The sequence below is a fragment of the Streptomyces sp. NRRL S-37 genome (assembly GCF_000721605.1).
Taxonomy (GTDB): Bacteria; Actinomycetota; Actinomycetes; order Streptomycetales; family Streptomycetaceae; genus Streptomyces.
This window is the reverse complement of record NZ_JOIZ01000019.1, coordinates 298232-316574: the sequence shown is the minus strand read 5'-3', so window position 1 is coordinate 316574 and position 18343 is coordinate 298232. Positions and strand designations below refer to the sequence as shown.

At 70.7% G+C, this 18343-nt stretch carries 16 protein-coding genes and 1 pseudogene; 2 read left to right on the top strand and 15 right to left on the bottom strand.

Annotation, left to right across the window (positions count from 1 at the left end; all coding sequences use genetic code 11):
- Nucleotides 1-54 precede the first annotated feature (54 nt).
- The 4 genes from IH50_RS0127250 to IH50_RS0127235 form a co-directional block, all read right to left on the bottom strand.
- Complete coding sequence (locus tag IH50_RS0127250; RefSeq protein WP_030867710.1) at nt 55-1410, bottom strand: replication-associated recombination protein A; 1356 nt, start codon at nt 1408-1410, stop codon at nt 55-57.
- Between the two features lie 43 nt (nt 1411-1453).
- On the bottom strand, nt 1454-2122 hold the full coding sequence (locus IH50_RS0127245; protein ID WP_030867707.1) for a vitamin K epoxide reductase family protein: 669 nt from the start codon (nt 2120-2122) through the stop codon (nt 1454-1456).
- Nucleotides 2123-2381: 259 nt separating this feature from the next.
- Nucleotides 2382-3644 carry a histidine--tRNA ligase gene (hisS, locus tag IH50_RS0127240; RefSeq protein ID WP_030867704.1) on the bottom strand — a complete coding sequence of 421 codons (1263 nt, stop codon included), beginning with the start codon at nt 3642-3644 and terminating at the stop codon, nt 2382-2384.
- Nucleotides 3645-3655: 11 nt separating this feature from the next.
- On the bottom strand, nt 3656-4366 hold the full coding sequence (locus tag IH50_RS0127235) for an MBL fold metallo-hydrolase (RefSeq protein WP_030867702.1): 711 nt from the start codon (nt 4364-4366) through the stop codon (nt 3656-3658).
- Between the two features lie 184 nt (nt 4367-4550).
- Between IH50_RS0127235 and IH50_RS0127230 the strand changes: the two genes are divergently transcribed.
- Complete coding sequence (locus IH50_RS0127230; RefSeq protein WP_030867699.1) at nt 4551-5372, top strand: peptidylprolyl isomerase; 822 nt, start codon at nt 4551-4553, stop codon at nt 5370-5372.
- 138 nt (nt 5373-5510) lie between these two features.
- On the top strand, nt 5511-6740 hold the full coding sequence (locus IH50_RS0127225) for a DUF349 domain-containing protein (RefSeq protein WP_030867697.1): 1230 nt from the start codon (nt 5511-5513) through the stop codon (nt 6738-6740).
- Between the two features lie 74 nt (nt 6741-6814).
- Here the strand turns inward: IH50_RS0127225 and relA are convergent, their stop codons facing one another.
- The 11 genes and pseudogenes from relA to pdxS all read right to left on the bottom strand — a co-directional run bounded on the left by relA (nt 6815) and on the right by pdxS (nt 18304).
- Nucleotides 6815-9337 carry a GTP pyrophosphokinase gene (gene relA / locus IH50_RS0127220; RefSeq protein WP_030867696.1) on the bottom strand — a complete coding sequence of 841 codons (2523 nt, stop codon included), beginning with the start codon at nt 9335-9337 and terminating at the stop codon, nt 6815-6817.
- Between the two features lie 195 nt (nt 9338-9532).
- Nucleotides 9533-10072 carry an adenine phosphoribosyltransferase gene (locus tag IH50_RS0127215; protein ID WP_030867693.1) on the bottom strand — a complete coding sequence of 180 codons (540 nt, stop codon included), beginning with the start codon at nt 10070-10072 and terminating at the stop codon, nt 9533-9535.
- Nucleotides 10069-11187, bottom strand: coding sequence for a protein translocase subunit SecF (secF, locus tag IH50_RS0127210; protein ID WP_030867690.1), 1119 nt, complete (start codon nt 11185-11187; stop codon nt 10069-10071). The genes IH50_RS0127215 and secF overlap by 4 nt, the downstream gene beginning before the upstream one ends.
- A 3-nt stretch (nt 11188-11190) precedes the next feature.
- Nucleotides 11191-12963: a protein translocase subunit SecD gene (secD, locus tag IH50_RS0127205; RefSeq protein ID WP_078914110.1), complete on the bottom strand. Its 1773-nt coding sequence runs from the start codon at nt 12961-12963 to the stop codon at nt 11191-11193.
- A gap of 132 nt (nt 12964-13095) precedes the next feature.
- Nucleotides 13096-13587, bottom strand: a complete 492-nt coding sequence (gene yajC, locus IH50_RS0127200) for a preprotein translocase subunit YajC (protein ID WP_030867687.1) — start codon at nt 13585-13587, stop codon at nt 13096-13098.
- A gap of 165 nt (nt 13588-13752) precedes the next feature.
- Nucleotides 13753-14826, bottom strand: coding sequence for a Holliday junction branch migration DNA helicase RuvB (gene ruvB, locus IH50_RS0127195; protein ID WP_030867685.1), 1074 nt, complete (start codon nt 14824-14826; stop codon nt 13753-13755).
- Between the two features lie 28 nt (nt 14827-14854).
- A complete protein-coding gene (gene ruvA, locus IH50_RS0127190; RefSeq protein WP_030867683.1) occupies nt 14855-15460 on the bottom strand; it encodes a Holliday junction branch migration protein RuvA in 606 nt (201 codons plus the stop codon).
- Entirely contained in the window at nt 15457-16023 is a 567-nt protein-coding gene (ruvC, locus tag IH50_RS0127185; RefSeq protein WP_030867680.1) for a crossover junction endodeoxyribonuclease RuvC, read from the bottom strand. Before ruvC ends, ruvA begins: the two co-directional genes overlap by 4 nt.
- 191 nt (nt 16024-16214) lie before the next feature.
- Nucleotides 16215-16745, bottom strand: a pseudogene (locus IH50_RS0127180) (YebC/PmpR family DNA-binding transcriptional regulator); the annotation flags it as partial.
- Between the two features lie 48 nt (nt 16746-16793).
- Nucleotides 16794-17399, bottom strand: a complete 606-nt coding sequence (gene pdxT, locus IH50_RS0127175) for a pyridoxal 5'-phosphate synthase glutaminase subunit PdxT (RefSeq protein WP_030867673.1) — start codon at nt 17397-17399, stop codon at nt 16794-16796.
- On the bottom strand, nt 17393-18304 hold the full coding sequence (pdxS, locus tag IH50_RS0127170) for a pyridoxal 5'-phosphate synthase lyase subunit PdxS (RefSeq protein ID WP_030867670.1): 912 nt from the start codon (nt 18302-18304) through the stop codon (nt 17393-17395). The genes pdxT and pdxS overlap by 7 nt, the downstream gene beginning before the upstream one ends.
- Nucleotides 18305-18343 lie beyond the last annotated feature (39 nt).

Sequence of the window (18343 nt, the reverse complement as noted above, 5' to 3'; positions counted from 1 at the left end):
CGCCGACCGGAGCCGGACACGGGACTCAGCACTCCGGCAGATTCTACAGGGTGGTCAGGACCGCTTCCGACCGAGGTGCTTCCTGGTCCACTCCACCGCGTCCGCGTACCGCGCCTCCGCGCCGTGCCGGGTGGGCTCGTAGTACGTGCGGTCCTTCAGGGCGTCCGGCGCGTACTGCTGTGCGGCGATGCCCTCGGGCAGGTCGTGCGGGTAGGTGTAGCCCTTGCCGTGCCCGAGCTTCGTCGCGCCCTTGTAGTGGCTGTCCCGGAGGTGGGACGGCACGGGTCCGGCCAGCCCCTTGCGTACGTCGTCCAGGGCGGCGCCGATCGCGGTGGTGGCGGCGTTGGACTTGGGGGCGAGGGCGAGGGCGATGGTGGCGTGGCTGAGGGTGAGGGCGGCCTCGGGGAAGCCGATCATGGCGACGGCCTGGGCGGCGGCGACGGCGATCGGCAGCGCGTTCGGGTCGGCGAGGCCGATGTCCTCGCTGGCGGAGATCATCAGGCGGCGGGCGATGAAGCGGGGGTCCTCGCCGGCCTCGATCATGCGGGCCAGGTAGTGCAGGGCGGCGTCCACGTCGGAACCGCGGATGGACTTGATCAGGGCGCTGGCGACGTCGTAGTGCTGGTCGCCGTCGCGGTCGTACTTCACCGCGGCCCGGTCGACCGTCTCCTCCAGCGTGGCCAGGGTTATCTCCGGCTCGCCCTTGTCGAGCGCGGCCCCCGCGGCGGCCTCCAGGGCGGTCAGCGCGCGGCGGGCGTCGCCGCCGGCGATGCGCAGGAGGTGGTTCTCGGTGTCCTCGGGGAGGGTGACGGCGCCCTTCAGGCCCCGCTCGTCGGTGAGGGCGCGCTTCAGCAGGTCCCGGATGTCGTCGTCGGTGAGCGGTTCGAGGGTGAGGAGGAGGGAGCGGGAGAGCAGCGGGGAGATGACCGAGAAGTAGGGGTTCTCGGTGGTCGCGGCGATCAGGGTGACCCAGCGGTTCTCCACGGCCGGGAGCAGGGAGTCCTGCTGGGCCTTGCTGAAGCGGTGGATCTCGTCGAGGAAGAGGACGGTCTCCTGGCCGTACCCGCCGGAGGCGCGGCGGGCGCCGTCGATGACCGCGCGGACCTCCTTGACGCCCGCGGTGATCGCCGACAGCTCGACGAAGCGCTTGTTGGTGGCCTTGGAGACGACGTAGGCCAGGGTCGTCTTGCCGGTGCCGGGCGGGCCCCAGAGGATCACCGAGGAGGGGCCCGCGGGGCCCGAGGCGCCCTCACCGACCAGTCTGCGCAGGGGGGAGCCCGGCTTCAGCAGGTGTTGCTGGCCCACCACCTCGTCGAGGGTACGCGGGCGCATCCGGACCGCCAGGGGGCTGCCGGTCGGGTCCTTCTCCTGGCGTTCTTCTGCTGCGGCGGTGAACAGGTCGGGCTCCACGCTGAAACCCTAAGGCACCGCACCGACAGCCCGGGGCGAGCGGTCAGCTGGTCCAGAACTCCCACCAGCGGGTCAGGATCAGCATGCCGATGATGCCGATGTGCAGGACCGGCATGACCCAGGTGAACTCGCCGAAGAAGCTCTTCAGCCAGCCGGGGGCGGGCAGGAAGCCCTGACGGACGTTGAACGACGTCACGTACCAGAACATGATGATCGTGGCGACCCAGGCCAGGCTGCACCACAGGCACAGGGCGTTGATCCGGTACAGGGACTGGAACATCAGCCAGGCGCAGAAGCAGACGCCGAAGAGCGTGCCCGCGTTGAAGGTGAGCCAGTACCAGCGCGGGAAGCGGGCCCGGGCGAGCAGGCTCATGCCGACGCAGACGACGATGCCGTAGGTGACCAGGCCGAGCATCGGGTTGGGGAAGCCGAAGACGGAGGCCTGGTCGCTCTCCATGACGCTGCCGCAGGAGACGACGGGGTTGAGGCTGCACCCGGGGACGAACGTCTCGCCCTTGACCTTGGCCTCGAGCAGTTTGAACTTGTCGAGCGTGATCACCCACGCGGCGAGCACACCGGCGGCGCCGGTGATCACCATGAGCAGGGCGAAGGCCCGGCTCGCGCCCTCCGTGCGCGGCGCGGAGGCGGCCCGCTGCGGTGCGGCCGGGGGTTCGGGATCCATGTCGACGTCCCTGACTGTCGTCTTGCTCATCACGCCGATTCCGTCACTGGGGTGTGGACCTGCTTCGGGCAGGGCCATTGTGCCGTACGGGACTGTGGGTTCGCCGTTGTGCGGACATAAGTGCGTACCGGCGTTCGCCCGTGGGCGTGCGGTTTCGGCCGCCGTCCGGGGGACGGCCGTGCACATGCTCCGCTCAGGATCATCCGGCCGGGTGAATCGCCCGCAGGTGTTGACGGCGAAGGCGCCGGTGCCCCGCGCGGGGCACCGGCGCCTTCGCCGGTACGACGGGTCAGCCGAGCCGTGACTCCAGCTCCGCCACGATCTCGTTGACGCCGACCGCCGTCTGCTCGCCGGACTCCATGTCCTTGAGCTGCACCACGCCCTCGGCGAGGTCGCGGTCGCCCAGCACCAGGGCGTAGCGGGCGCCCGAGCGGTTGGCGGCCTTCATCGCGGCCTTGAGGCCCTTGCCGCCGTAGGAGAAGTCCGCGGCCACGCCGTTCTTGCGCAGTTCGATGACCTTCGCGAACAGCACCCGGCGGGCCTCGTCGCCGAGCGGGACGGCGAACACGCTGGTGGTGGCGGGGAGTTCGAGCTCGACGCCCTCCGCCTCCAGGGCCAGCACGGTGCGGTCGACGCCCAGGGCCCAGCCGACGGACGGCAGCGCGGGGCCGCCGATCATCTCGGACAGGCCGTCGTAGCGGCCGCCGCCGCCCACCGCGGACTGGGAGCCGAGGCCGTCGTGGACGAACTCGAAGGTCGTCCGGGTGTAGTAGTCGAGGCCGCGGACCAGCTTGGGGTCGTCCTCGAAGACCACGCCCGCCGCCGTGATCAGCTCGCGGACCTCCTCGTGGTACGCCTTGCAGGCGTCGCAGAGGTAGTCGCGCAGCAGGGGCGCGCCGGTGAGCTGCTTCTGCACCGACTCGCGCTTGTCGTCCAGGACGCGCAGCGGGTTGATCTCCGCGCGGCGCAGCGTGTCCTCGTCCAGGTCGAGGCCGCGCAGGAAGTCCTGCAGCGCGGCCCGGTACACCGGGCGGCACTCCTTGTCGCCGAGGCTGTTGAGCAGGATGCGGAAGTTCCGCAGGCCCAGCGAGCGGTACGCCTGGTCGGCGAGGATGATCAGCTCGGCGTCGAGCGCCGGGTCCTCCGCGCCGATCGCCTCGGCGCCGACCTGGGAGAAGTGGCGGTAACGGCCCTTCTGGGGGCGCTCGTAGCGGTAGTACGAGCCGGAGTACCAGAGCTTGACCGGGAGGTTGCCCGCCTTGTGCAGGTTGGCCTCCAGGGCCGCGCGCAGCACGGAGGCGGTGCCCTCGGGGCGCAGGGCGAGCCGGTCGCCGCCCTTGGTCTCGAAGGCGTACATCTCCTTGGTGACGATGTCGGTGGACTCGCCGACACCACGCGCGAACAGCTCGACGTTCTCGAAGCCGGGCGTCTCGATGTAGCCGTAGCCGGAGCCCCGCAGCGGGGCGGCGATGGCCTCGCGGACGGCGAGGTACTTGGCGCTGTCCGGCGGGATCAGGTCGTACGTGCCCTTGGGGGCCTTGAAGGTGCTCACGGAAGGTCTCGTCACATTCCTCGTCGGGGAGCCTCGGTGGTGGCTCCCTGGCCGGCGGCCACCTGCCGCAGATACGGGTTGGTGGCGCGCTCCTGGCCGATGGTCGTCTGGGGGCCGTGGCCGGACAGCACCACGGTCGAGTCGTCGAGCGGCAGGCACACGCGGACCAGGGACTCGAGCATGTCGTCCATGGAGCCACCCGGCAGGTCGGTGCGTCCGATGGAGCCGGCGAACAGCAGGTCGCCCGAGAACATGACCGGCGGGATGTCCGCCGTCTCGGGCAGGCCGAAGGTCACCGACCCCTTGGTATGGCCCGGCGCGTGCGCGACGGAGAACGTGAGGCCCGCGAGGTCCAGTCGCGTGCCGTCGGTGAGCTCCCTGACGTCGTCCGGCTCCCCCACCGTCAGCTCGCCCATCAGCGGCATGCCGATGGCGCGGCCGATGCCCTTCTCGGGGTCGCGCATCATGTACCGGTCCTCGGGGTGGATCCAGGCCGGTACGTCGTGCGCTCCGCACACCGGGACGACCGAGGCGACGTGGTCGATGTGGCCGTGGGTGAGGACGACGGCGACGGGCTTGAGCCGGTGCTTGCGGACCGCCTCCGCCACACCGTCGGCGGCCTGGTGGCCCGGGTCGATGATCACGCACTCCTCACCGGCGGCGGGGGCGACGAGATAACAGTTCGTCCCCCAGGCCCCGGCGGGGAACCCGGCAATGAGCACGATCGTCCTTCGTTTGTGTCGGTACGGGAGGCTTGCGACGGGGCTGCGCCCGTGGTCAGAGCCTACCGGCGCTGCCGATTCCTCAGCGAACCCATATACGGTACGGGGCACACGCAGGCGGTCGGCTCACCGCACGCACGCACGCGTACCGGCCGGCACACGAGACGCATGAGGAGAGAATCCGGTGGTCAGCCAGGAGCAGCGGCGGCGTCAGCTCGCCCGGGAGAAGTTCTTGCGGCAGCAGCAGCGGCGCACCGAAGCACGGCGGAAGTCGCGGGTGCGCAACTCGGTGATCGCGTCCGTGCTCGGTGTGGTCCTCGTGGGCAGCGGCGCGCTGTACGCGACCGGGGCGCTGGAGCAGGGCGACGACAAGACCAACGCGAACGCGGAGGTCACGCCGAGCGCCGCGCCGACCAGCAAGGCTCCGGACCCGTGCGACAAGCCCGCCGAGGGCAAGGTCAAGACGGAGACCTGGAAGAAGGAGCCGGCGGTCGCCATCGACAAGTCGGCGAAGTACACGCTGAAGCTGGACACGACCTGTGGCGGGATCGACGTGGCGCTGAAGGCGTCGGCGGCCCCGCACACGGTCAACTCGTTCGACTTCCTGGCGAAGAAGGGCTACTTCGACCACAGCAAGTGCCACCGGCTCACCACGAGTGGCATCTACGTGCTGCAGTGCGGTGACCCGACGGGCACCGGCACCGGCGGTCCCGGCTACACGATCCCGGACGAGAACCTGAAGGACAAAAGCCTGAAGGACAACATCTACCCGGCGGGCACGGTCGCGATGGCCAACACCGGGCAGGCGAACAGCGGTGGCAGCCAGTTCTTCCTGGTCTACCAGGACAGTCAGCTTCCGCCCAGCTACACCCCGTTCGGGACCATCTCGGACGCCGGCATGAAGGTGCTGAAGAAGATCGCCGACGCCGGGGAGAACACCGGAGCGGGTGACGGGGCGCCCAACGCGACGGTCGTGATCGACAAGGCGACCGTCACCAAATCCTGACCCCCAACTGCGAAATTTCGGTCGCGCGGGATGCGGACAGGCATCCCGTCGGTCGCCTATGTTGGCCGTGACGAAACTGTGGACGATGCCCGGGGGAGCTTCGAGGCCCCCTCGACGGCATCATGTGGAGGAGGCGCTGTGAGCAGCGACCCGTGGGGCCGCGTCGACGAGACGGGGACCGTGTACGTGCGTACGGCCGACGGCGAGCAGGTCGTCGGTTCCTGGCAGGCCGGCTCCCCCGAGGAGGCGCTGGCCTACTTCGAGCGCAAGTACGAGGGCCTGGTTGTCGAGATCGGCCTCCTCGAGAAGCGAGTGAAGACCACCGACCTGTCGTCCAAGGACGCCCAGGCCGCGATCGGGCACCTGCGCGAGCAGGTGGACGCGCACCACGCGGTCGGCGACCTGGAGGCCCTCAGGGCCCGGCTGGACAAGCTCGTGGAGCTGGTGGAGGCGCGCCGCGAGGAGCGCAAGGCGCAGCGGGCCAAGCAGTCCGACGAGGCGCGGCACGCCAAGGAGGCGCTGGTCGTCGAGGCGGAGGAGCTGGCGCGGTCCGACCAGTGGCGGGCCGCCGGTGAGCGGCTGCGGGCGCTGGTGGACACCTGGAAGGGTCTGCCGCGGCTGGACCGCAAGTCGGACGACGAGCTGTGGCACCGGTTCTCGCACGCGCGGTCGGCGTTCTCCAAGCGGCGCAAGCAGCACTTCGCGCAGCTGGACGCGCAGCGTGAGGAGGCCCGTCAGACCAAGGAGCGGCTGGTCGCGGAGGCCGAGTCGCTGTCGGGCTCGACGGACTGGGGGCCGACGGCCGCCCGCTACCGCGACCTGATGGCGGAGTGGAAGGCCGCGGGCCGCGCCCAGCGCGAGCACGAGGACGACCTGTGGAACCGCTTCCGCGGCGCCCAGGACGTCTTCTTCGCCGCCCGCAGCTCGGTCTTCGCCGAGCGGGACGCGGAGCAGGCCGAGAACCTCAAGCTCAAGGAGGAGCTGGCCGAGGAGGCCGAGAAGCTCCTGCCGATCACGGAACTGAAGGCCGCGCGGGCCGCGTTCCGCGGGATCAACGAGCGCTGGGAGGCCATCGGCCATGTGCCGCGGGACGCCCGCCCGAAGGTCGAGGGCCGGATGCACGCCGTGGAGCGGGCCCTGCAGGAGGCCGAGGAGGCCGAGTGGCGCCGGACGAACCCGGAGGCACGCGCGCGTGCCGCGGGTCTGACCGGTCAGCTCCAGGCTGCTGTGGACAAGCTGAAGGGCCAGATCGAGCAGGCCAGGGCGCAGGGCAACACCGCCAAGGCGGAGAAGCTGGAGCGGGAGCTGGAGGGCCGCCAGGCCCTGCTGGACCAGGCGCTGAAGGGTCTGCACGAGTTCGGCGGCTGAACCCGCGCACGGCATGCGAAAGGGGGCTCCCGTACCCGAGGTACGGGAGCCCCCTTTCGCGTGTGCGCCGTCCGCTACGTGCGGTTGCGGGCCGAGGTCACCCGGTAGACGTCGTAGACGCCCTCCACGCCGCGTACGGCCTTCAGGACGTGCCCGAGGTGCTTGGGGTCGCCCATCTCGAAGGTGAAGCGGGAGGTGGCGACGCGGTCGCGGGAGGTCTGGACGGCCGCGGAGAGGATGTTGACGTGCTGGTCGGACAGGACGCGGGTGACGTCCGACAGCAGCCGGGACCGGTCGAGGGCCTCGACCTGGATGGCGACCAGGAAGACCGAGGACTGGGTGGGCGCCCACTCGACGTCGAGGATCCGCTCGGGCTCCCGGGACAGCGAGTCGACGTTGACGCAGTCGCTGCGGTGGACCGACACACCGCTGCCCCGGGTCACGAACCCGATGATCGGGTCGCCGGGCACCGGCGTACAGCAGCGGGCCAGCTTCACCCAGACGTCCTCGACGCCCTTGACGACGACACCGGGGTCGGCGCTGGAGCGGCGCTTGCGGCTGCGGGCCGGCGGGACCGACTCGTCGATCTCCTCGGTGGCCGCTTCCTCGCCGCCGAGGGCCTGGACGAGCTTCTGCACGATGTTCTGCGCGGAGACATGGCCCTCGCCGATCGCCGCGTACAGCGCGGAGATGTCCGAGTAGCGCATCTCGTGCGCCAGCGTGACCAGCGAGTCGCCGGTGAGGATGCGCTGGATCGGCAGGTTCTGCTTGCGCATCGCGCGGACGATGGAGTCCTTGCCGTGCTCGATGGCCTCGTCGCGGCGTTCCTTGGAGAACCAGGCGCGGATCTTGTTGCGGGCGCGCGGTGACTTGACGAAGCCGAGCCAGTCGCGGGAGGGGCCGGCGCCGGCCGCCTTGGAGGTGAAGACCTCCACCAGGTCGCCGTTGTCGAGGGTCGACTCCAGCGGTACGAGGCGGCCGTTGACCCGTGCCCCGATGGTGCGGTGGCCGACCTCGGTGTGGACGGCGTAGGCGAAGTCCACCGGGGTGGCACTCGCGGGCAGCGCTATGACGTCACCTTTGGGGGTGAAGACGAAGACCTCGTTGCGGGAGAGGTCGAAGCGCAGGGACTCCAGGAACTCGCCGGGGTCCTCGGTCTCCTTCTGCCAGTCCAGGAGCTGCCGCAGCCAGGCCATGTCGTTGAGGTGGTCGTCCTTGCCCTTGCCGGACGACCTGGGCGCGTCGGAACGGACCTTGGAGGCGCCTGCGACGGCCTCCTGCTTGTACTTCCAGTGCGCGGCGATGCCGTACTCGGCGCGGCGGTGCATGTCGAAGGTGCGGATCTGCAGCTCGACGGGTTTGCCGCCGGGGCCGATGACCGTCGTGTGCAGCGACTGGTACATGTTGAACTTGGGCATCGCGATGTAGTCCTTGAACCGGCCGGGGACCGGGTTCCATCGCGCGTGCACCGTGCCGAGGGCCGCGTAGCAGTCGCGGACGGTGTCCACGAGGACGCGGATGCCCACCAGGTCGTAGATCTCCGCGAAGTCACGGCCGCGGACGATCATCTTCTGGTAGACGCTGTAGTAGTGCTTGGGGCGGCCGGTGACGGTGGCCTTGATGCGGGCGGCGCGCAGGTCCTGCTGCACCTCGTCGGTGACGATGGCGAGGTACTCGTCGCGCTTGGGGGCGCGCTCGGCGACGAGGCGGACGATCTCGTCGTACATCTTGGGGTAGAGGATCGCGAAGGCGAGGTCCTCCAGCTCCCACTTGATGGTGTTCATGCCCAGGCGGTGGGCGAGCGGCGCGTAGATCTCCAGGGTCTCGCGCGCCTTCTTCTCCTGCTTCTCGCGCTTGAGGTAGCGCATGGTGCGCATGTTGTGCAGGCGGTCGGCGAGCTTGATGACCAGGACGCGCGGGTCCTTGGCCATGGCGACGACCATCTTGCGCACGGTCTCGGCCTGCGCGGCCTCGCCGAACTTGACCTTGTCCAGCTTGGTGACGCCGTCGACGAGGAGGGTGACCACGTCGCCGAAGTCGCGGCGCAGGTCCTCCAGGCCGTACTCGGTGTCCTCGACGGTGTCGTGCAGCAGTCCGGCCATCAGGGTGGCCGGGTCCATGCCGAGCTCGGCGAGGATGGTGGTGACGGCGAGCGGGTGCGTGATGTACGGGTCGCCGCTCTTGCGCTTCTGGCCGCGGTGCCAGCGCTCGGCGACCTGGTAGGCGCGCTCGATCTGGCGGAGCGTGGCATTCTCGATCTTGGGGTCGTTGCTGCGGACGATCCGCAGCAGCGGTTCCAGGACCGGGTTGTACGGGTTGGCGCGCTGGACGCCGAGCCGGGCGAGGCGGGCGCGGACACGGTTGGAGGAGCCGGAGCGCGGCTGGCCGGTGTTCGGGCGGGCCAGGGACGCTGGGCGCTCGGGCGGGGCCGGCTTGGGGCGCGGCTGCTCGGGCTTGTCGACCGGCGTGGACTGGGCGTGCTGGACCGGCCCGCGCGTGTCGTTCTTCGCGTGGGGCGCGCTCGGCGCGGGCTTGGCCGCGGCCGCCGAGGCGGACTCGGGCTTGGCGGCGGTCAGGTGCTGGGCCTCGTCTGGCAAGAGGGCTCCTCGTGCGCGATCCGGGTCCCCCGGTCAGGCTCCGGAGACCCCATGGTAGCGATCCCGTGCCCGCGGATCGCCTGCGGGCGGCTGTGAGGACGGTCTACTCCTGGAAACACCCGAGGCGGGCACCGGATTCCTCCGGGCCCGCCCGAGCGGTGTTCCCTGTGCGCGGTTCGTGTGCGACGGCGCTGGTCAGACCGTGAGCAGCGCCTCCAGCGGGGCGCCGGCCAGGGCCGGTTCCAGCCGGGCGCGGCCGCCGAGGAAGCCGAGCTCCATCAGTACGGCCAGACCCGCGACCTCGGCACCCGCCCTGCGGATGAGCTGGACCGACGCCTCGGCGGTACCGCCGGTGGCGAGGACGTCGTCGACCACCAGAACGCGGTCGTCGGCGCTCAGGTCCTCGGCGTGCACCTCGATCTCGGCGGAGCCGTACTCCAGGTCGTACGCCTGGCTGAGGGTGGCTCCGGGGAGCTTGCCCGCCTTGCGTACGGGGATGAAGCCGAGGCCGGCGCGGACGGCGACCGGGGCACCGAGGATGAACCCGCGGGCCTCCAGGCCGACGACCTTGGTGGCGCCGGTGGCGCGGGCGATGTCGGCGAGGGCGCCGCTGAGCGCGGAGAACGCCGCGGGGTCCGCCAGGAGCGGGGTGATGTCCTTGAACATCACGCCCGGCTCCGGGTAGTCCGCCACGTCCCGGATGCGGCTGAGCAGCAGCTCTCTGATCCCGGTCATCGGCGCTTCCCGGAGTTACGGCCCCGGCCGCGGGTGCGGGCGGCCGACTGGCCGCGCGGGCCGACGACCGCGGGTGCGGCGTCCTCGGGCTCGTCGTCGTGGTCCTCGCCGGTGACCGGGGCCTCCTGTGTCCCGCCCTCGGCCGCGCCCTGGGCGCGCTTGGCCAGGACGCGCTTCTTCAGCGACTTCATCGCCGGCTCGCGCTCCTTGAGGTCGGCGACGAGCGGGGTGGCGATGAAGATCGAGGAGTACGCACCGGCGGCGAGGCCGACGAACAGCGACAGCGAGATGTCGTTCAGCATGCCGGCGCCGAGGACACCACCGCCGATGAACAGCAGGCCCCCCACCGGCAGCAGCGCGACCACCGTGGTGTTGATGGAGCGGACCAGGGTGCTGTTGATGGAGCGGTTGGCGATCTCGCTGTAGGTCCAGCGGGTCTGCTTGGTGATGTCCCTGGTCTGTTCCTTGAGGCTGTCGAAGACGACGACCGTGTCGTAGAGCGAGTAACCGAGGATGGTCAGCAGACCGATCACCGTGCCCGGCGTGACCTCGAAGCCGACGAGGGCGTAGATGCCGACAGTGATGGTGATGTCGTGGATCAGGGCGACGAACGCGGCGAGCGCCATGCGCCACTCGAAGGCGATCGCCAGATAGATCACGACCAGGATCATGAAGATGCCGAGGCCCTGCCAGGCCTTGTTGGCGATCTGTTCGCCCCAGCTCGGGCCGACCAGCTCGGCGTTGATCCGCTCGTCGTCGACCTTGAGGTCCTCGGCGAGCTGGTCCTTGATGCCGTCCGAGGTCTTGGTGTCGATGCCCGCGACCTGGATGCGCAGGCTGCCGTCACCGAGCTTCTGGACGATCGCGTCGTGACCGGAGGCGTCCTCCGCGTACTCCTCGGCCTGGGCGACCGAGACGCTCATGTTCTTCGGGGTGGTGAAGACCGCTCCGCCCTGGAACTCGATGCCCATGTGCAGGCCGCGCACCGCCAGGCCGAGGATGGCCGTGATGGTGATCAGGATGGAGATGCCGTACCAGATCTTGCGGTTCTTGACGAAGTCGTAGCCGACCTCGCCGTGGTGCAGTCGGGCGCCGAGGGTGCCGAGCTTCGACATCTCTCACGCCTCCTTCGTCTGGGCAGGGGCGGAGGGACGGCGGGTACGGCGCAGGGGCGGCTTCGCGCCCAGCGCCTTCGGGTCGAGGCCGGACCACTTGTGGCCGCTCGCGAAGAACGTGCGGCGGGCCATCAGCGTGAGCAGGGGCTTGGTGAAGAGGAACACCACCACGACGTCGAGCACGGTGGTCAGGCCGAGCGTGAACGCGAAGCCCTGGACCTTGCCGACCGTGACGACGAAGAGCACCGCGGCGGCGAGGAACGACACGAAGTCGGAGACCAGGATGGTGCGCCGGGCACGCGGCCAGGCCCGCTCCACGGCGGGACGCAGGGTGCGGCCCTCGCGGAGCTCGTCCCGGACCCGTTCGAAGAACACGATGAACGAGTCCGCCGTGATGCCGATGGCGACGATGGCACCGCACACGGCCGGCAGGTTCAGCGCGAAGCCGATGGCCGGGCCGAGCAGCGACATGATCACGTAGGTGAGCGCGGCGGACACCAGCAGCGACAGGATCGCGATGAAGGACAGGCCGCGGTAGTAGACCAGCAGGTAGAGGACGACCAGGGCGAGGCCGATGGCACCCGCGATCAGACCGGCCTTCAGCTGCTCACCGCCGAGCGCGGCGGTGACGGTGGTGACGCTGTCCTCGCGGAAGGTCAGCGGCAGGGCGCCGTAGGACAGCATGTTGGCCAGTTCCTGCGCCGACTGCTGGTTGAAGTTGCCGGAGATCTCGGCGTTGCCGCCGGTCAGGGCCTGGCTGACGTACGGGTCGGAGACGACCTCGTTGTCCAGGACGATGGCGAACTGGTTCTGCGGGGACTGGTTCTTGGCGAGCTGGCCGGTGATGTCGGCGAACTTCTTGGCGCCCTTGTCCGTGAAGTCCATGGTGACGACCCAGCCGGCACCGGTCTGGGTGTTCAGGACGGCGCTGGCCTCGTCGACGTCCGTGCCGTCGACCGCGGCGGGGCCGAGGATGTACTTCTGCCACTGGCCCTGGGAGTTCTGGCCGCAGGCGACGGTCGAGTCGCTGGACTTGGAACCGTCACCGGCCTTGGCGCGGACGCTCTCCTTGGTGCAGTCGAGCGCGGCGTACTGGGCCTGGAGCTTGCTGTCGGCGTCGCCGGAGGTGCCGCCGGTCGCGGACGCGGAGGGGCTGGCGCCGTCCTCGGCCGTGCCGCTCGGGGAGGCGGACGGCGTCTCGTCGGCCTTCAGGGCGTCGGTGACGGCACGGCCCTGGGTGGTGGCGCTCGCCGACGGGGAGGAACCGTCGGTCGCCTTCTCCGTGGCCTTGTCGGTCGCCTTGTCCTTGCCGGAGTCCTGCTCCGAGCCGTCGCCGGTCGCGCTGGGCGTGGGAGCGGCGCCGCCACCGGCGAGTTCGGTGGCGATCACAGGACGGAAGTAGAGCTTGGCGGTGGTGCCGACCTGTTCCCGGGCCTGCTTGGAATTGGTGCCCTTGGGAATGTTGACGATGATGTTGCGGTCACCCTGCGTCTGGACCTCGGCCTCCGAGACGCCAAGACCGTTGACACGCCGCTCCATGATGGAGACCGCGGTGTTCATGTTGGTCTTGTTGATCGCGGACTCCTGGCCGGCCTCGGGGACCGCCGCCAGCGTGATGCTCGTACCGCCGGCCAGGTCGATGCCGAGACGCGGAGTGGTGTGCCCGGAGGCGAACATCCCTCCGGTGAGCGCCACGATGGCGATCAGGATCAGAGCGAGCGAGCGCCACGGCTTACTCGTGGCGCTCGCGTTCCGTCCCTTTTTGACTGCTGCCACCTTCTCGTACTCCCTCTCGGGCCGCCTCGCGCCGGATCGGCGGGCGGGCGGCCATGACATGGTGTCGGGACTCCGTGCGAGTCGGGCATGTCCCGGGGCGCGCGGGCAGCACCCGCGCGCCCCGGGCCACGACTACTTCGCGTCGGAGTCGCCGTCGGACTTCTTCGACTGCGCGTCCGCCTTCACCTCGTCGGCGTCGGCCGGCTCGTCGGCCGCGTCCTTCTTGCCGAGGTCGACAGGCGTGTCGTCGGAGGCGGCGGCAGCGTCGGAGGAGTCGTCGGTCTCGGTGAGGGAGGAGGCGTCGTCGGGGACGACGTCGGCGTCGGACTTCAGGTCGTGCTCGATGCCGTGGACGATGCGGTTGTACTCCTCGTCGGTCAGGACGGCACCGATCGAGTTCTTGGCGAACAGCAGCTCCACACCCGGGCCGGCGTCGAGGAGGACCGTGTCCTCACTGACCTCCTTGACCGTGGCGTACATGCCCCCGATGGTGCGGACGCCGGAACCGGGCTGCATCTGGTTCCGCATGTCGATGGCCTGCTGCTGCTTCTTCTTGGCCGACCGGGTCATCAGGAACATGGCCCCGATGAGCACAATGAACGGGAGGAGGGTCAGGAGACTCACGGGTCGGAACTTCCTTCACACGACCGCGATGGTGAACGGCCTGATGGTTGGGGGTGTGTACTGCCGCCGGCGAGGGTGGCATCGGCGGAGTCTAAGCGAGTCCGCGCGCAGGGAACAACGCTCAGCATGGCACCGGGGTTCCTGCCCGGGCCATCGTCCTCGCCGTCACGCCCCGAACAGGTCCCCTTGTCCGTTTCCGGAGGTCCCCGGGCGGGGCGGCGTGAGGCCGAGATGCGCCCATGCCGCCGGGGTGGCGACCCTCCCGCGCGGGGTGCGGGCGAGCAGGCCCTCCCGTACGAGGAAGGGTTCGGCCACCTCCTCCACGGTCTCACGTTCCTCCCCGACCGCGACGGAGAGCGTGGACAGGCCGACCGGTCCGCCGCCGAACAGCTTCAGCAGGGCTTCCAGTACGGCCCGGTCCAGCCGGTCGAGGCCCCGGGCGTCGACCTCGTAGACGGCGAGGGCCGCCGCCGCGATGTCCTTGGTGACCAGCCCGTCGGCCTTGACCTGCGCGTAGTCCCGGACGCGGCGCAGCAGGCGGTTGGCGATGCGGGGCGTGCCGCGGGAGCGGCCGGCGATCTCCGCGGCGCCGGCCGGGTCGATCTCCACGTCGAGGAGGCTCGCCGAGCGGTGGACGACCCGCTCCAGCTCGGCGGGTTCGTAGAACTCCATGTGCGCGGTGAAGCCGAAGCGGTCGCGCAGCGGGGGCGGCAGCAGGCCGGCCCGGGTGGTGGCGCCGACCAGGGTGAAGGGGGGCAGTTCGAGGGGGATGGCGGTGGCGCCGGGGCCCTTGCCGACGATCACGTCGACGCGGAAGTCCTCCATCGCCATGTAGAGCATCTCCTCGGCGGGCCGGGACATGCGGTGGATCTCGTCGAGGAAGAGCACCTCGCCCTCCTGGAGGGAGGAGAGGATCGCCGCGAGGTCGCCGGCGTGCTGGATGGCGGGGCCCGAGGTGATGCGGATGGGGGCTTCCATCTCGGCGGCGATGATCATCGAGAGGGTGGTCTTGCCGAGGCCGGGGGCGCCGGAGAGCAGCACGTGGTCGGCGGTGGCGCCCCGCGCGCGGGCGGCGCGCAGCACGAGGTCGAGCTGCTCGCGGACCTTCTCCTGGCCGATGAACTCGCCCAGGTCCTTGGGGCGCAGGGCGGCCTCGACCGCCTGGTCCTCGCGGTCGGCGACGGAGCCCACCAGCCGCTCGCCGGTGGCGTCGGTGCCGGTGGTGTCGTCCCAGTTCATGTGCGTGTGCCTCAGCTCTCCGTACGGGCTATCGGGCGCGGTTCAGCGTCTGCAGGGCCGCCTTCAGCAGCTGCCCCACCTGCGGGGTGCCCCCGGCGGCCTCCGCCTGGGGTGTCACGGCGGACACGGCCTCGTCGGCCTCGCGGGTCGCGTACCCGAGGCCGATCAGGGCGGCGTGCAGCTGGTCGCGCCAGCCGCTGGTGACCGGTGCGCCGACGGCGGGGGCGCCGAGCGGCTCGCCCAGGCGGTCCTTGAGCTCCAGGAGCAGCTTCTGGGCGCCCTTCTTGCCGATGCCGGGGACGGCGGTCAGCGCCTTCTCGTCCCCGGTGGCCACGGCTCTGCGCAGGGCGTCGGGGGTGTGCACGGCGAGCATCGCCTGGGCCAGCCGGGGGCCCACTCCGCTGGCGGTCTGGAGCAGCACGAAGACCTGGCGCTCGTCGTCGTCGGCGAAGCCGTACAGGGTCAGCGAGTCCTCGCGGACGACCAGGGAGGTGGCGAGTTTCGCGGGCTGTCCGACGCGGAGCGTGGAGAGCGTGTTCGGTGTGCACTGGACGGCCATGCCGACCCCGCCGACCTCGATCACCGCGGTGTCGGGAGCGAGGGCGGCGACCGTGCCGCTGACGAAGGCGATCATGTCGTACGGCCTTTCGATGCGCGCGGGGCGTGTGGTGCGCGGGGGGTTCTGGAGGCGTGCAGGGCGGCGGCCCGCTGGAGCCGGTTCTGCGCGGGGGCGCGCCAGATGTGGCAGATGGCGAGCGCGAGGGCGTCGGCGGCGTCGGCGGGCTTCGGTGGCGCGTCCAGCCGCAGCAGCCGGGTGACCATGGCGCCGACCTGGGCTTTTTCGGCGCGGCCCGAGCCGGTGACGGCGGCCTTGACCTCGCTGGGCGTGTGCAGGACGACGGGGATGCCGCGGCGGGAGGCGCACAGGATGGCGACGGCGCTGGCCTGGGCGGTGCCCATCACCGTCCGCACGTTGTGCTGGCTGAAGACGCGCTCCACGGCGACGACCTCGGGCCGGTGCTCGTCCAGCCACTGTTCGAGGCCCTGCTCGACGGCGACGAGGCGGTGGCCGAGGTCGGCGTCGGCCGGTGTGCGGACGACGCCCACGCCGAGCATGGTGAGCGGCCGCCCGGCGACGCCCTCGACGACGCCGACACCGCACCGGGTCAGCCCCGGGTCCACCCCCAGTACGCGCACGTGCCGGCCCTTTCCCTCGATCACCTGTTCGTGCAGGCTATCGGGTGCCACTGACAGCGCGGCGGGGCGGGGGGGGGGGGGCGGGGGGGCCCCCCCCCGGGGGGGGGGGGGGGGAGCCGGTCGACCCGGAGGCGGGCACCGGCCGCGCCGGACGCCTGGTCGCCCCGGACGAGGGGGTCCGCACGGACACCATCGCTGAGCACCTCGAAGTTCTCGCCGAGGTCGTTGACCTCCTCGGCGCCCGCGTCCAGGACGGCGGCGAGGACGTCGTCCTCGGTCAGCTCGCCCTTGGGGACGATCACCACGCCCTTGCGGTTGAACAGGTAGGACACCGAGCCCGGGTCGGCCATGGAGCCGCCGTTGCGGGTCATCGCGACGCGCACGTCCGAGGCGGCGCGGTTGCGGTTGTCGGTGAGGCACTCGATGAGCACCGCGACACCGTTCGGACCGTAGCCCTCGTACATGATCGTCTCGTAGTCGGCGCCGCCGGCCTCGAGACCGCCACCGCGCTTGATGGCGGAGTCGATGTTCTTGTTCGGCACCGACTGCTTCTTGGCCTTCTGGACGGCGTCATAGAGCGTGGGGTTGCCGTCCAGGTCGACGCCGCCCATCCGCGCGGCGACCTCGATGTTCTTGATCAGCTTCGCGAAGAGCTTGCCGCGCTTGGCATCGATCACGGCCTTCTTGTGCTTCGTCGTGGCCCATTTAGAGTGGCCGGACATCTGCCTGTCTCCTTCGCGTAACCCATCTCTGCAACGAACGCAGGAATCCTACAAGGACTCGGCCGCCCGGTACGCGCGCACCATGTCGACGAAGAGGCCGTGCACGCGGTGGTCGCCGGTCAGTTCCGGGTGGAACGACGTGGCCAGCGCGTTGCCCTGGCGGACGGCGACGATGTGGCCGCCGTGCTCGGCGAGCACCTCGGCGCCGGCGCCGACGGACTCCACCCAGGGGGCGCGGATGAAGACGCCCTCCACGGGACCGTCCTCGACGCCCTTGACGTCGACCGCGGCCTCGAAGGACTCGTTCTGCCGGCCGAAGGCGTTGCGGCGCACGATCATGTCGATGCCGCCGACGGTCTCCTGGCCCGAGCGCGGGTCGAGGATCTTGTCGGCCAGCATGATCATGCCGGCGCAGGTGCCGTAGACGGGCATGCCCTCGCGCACACGCGCGCGGAGGGGCTCCATCAGGCCGAAGAGGACCGCCAGCTTGGAGATCGTGGTGGACTCACCGCCGGGGACGACCAGGCCGTCGACCTCGGCGAGCTCCTCGGGACGCCGGACCGGCCTGGCCACGGCGTCGGCCGCGGCCAGGGCGACGAGGTGCTCCCGTACGTCGCCCTGGAGGGCCAGGACACCGATGATCACGGTCACCAGCCGCGGTTGGCGTAGCGCTCGGTCTCGGGGAGGGTGTCGCAGTTGATGCCGACCATGGCCTCGCCGAGGTTGCGGGACGCGTCCGCGATGATCTTCGGGTCGTCGTAGAAGGTGGTCGCCTTGACGATGGCGGCGGCACGCTTCGCCGGGTCGCCGGACTTGAAGATGCCGGAGCCGACGAAGACGCCCTCGGCGCCGAGCTGGCGCATCAGCGCGGCGTCGGCCGGGGTGGCGACACCGCCGGCGGAGAAGAGGACCACGGGGAGCTTGCCCAGCTCGGCGACCTCCTTGACCAGCTCGTAGGGGGCGCGCAGCTCCTTGGCGGCGGCGTACAGCTCGTGGTTGTCGTAGCCGCGCAGGCGGGCGATCTCGTTCTTGATCTGGCGCAGGTGGCGTACGGCCTCGACGACGTTGCCGGTGCCGGCCTCGCCCTTGGAGCGGATCATCGCGGCGCCCTCGGCGATGCGGCGCAGGGCCTCACCGAGGTTGGTGGCACCGCAGACGAACGGGGTGGTGAACGCCCACTTGTCGGAGTGGTTGACCTCGTCGGCCGGGGTGAGGACCTCGGACTCGTCGATGTAGTCGACGCCGAGGGACTGCAGCACCTGGGCCTCGACGAAGTGGCCGATGCGGGACTTGGCCATCACGGGGATGGAGACGGCGTCGATGATGCCCTCGATCATGTCCGGGTCGGACATCCGGGCCACGCCGCCGTCCTTGCGGATGTCGGCGGGGACCCGCTCCAGGGCCATGACGGCGACGGCGCCGGCGTCCTCGGCGATCCTGGCCTGCTCCGGCGTGACGACGTCCATGATCACGCCGCCCTTGAGCTGCTCGGCCATGCCGCGCTTCACGCGGGCGGTGCCGGTCTCGGGACCCTGGTTTTCGGAGAGCGTGCTGGACACGAATGACCTCACTGAGGGGAAGGAGGGGGTTTCTGCAGC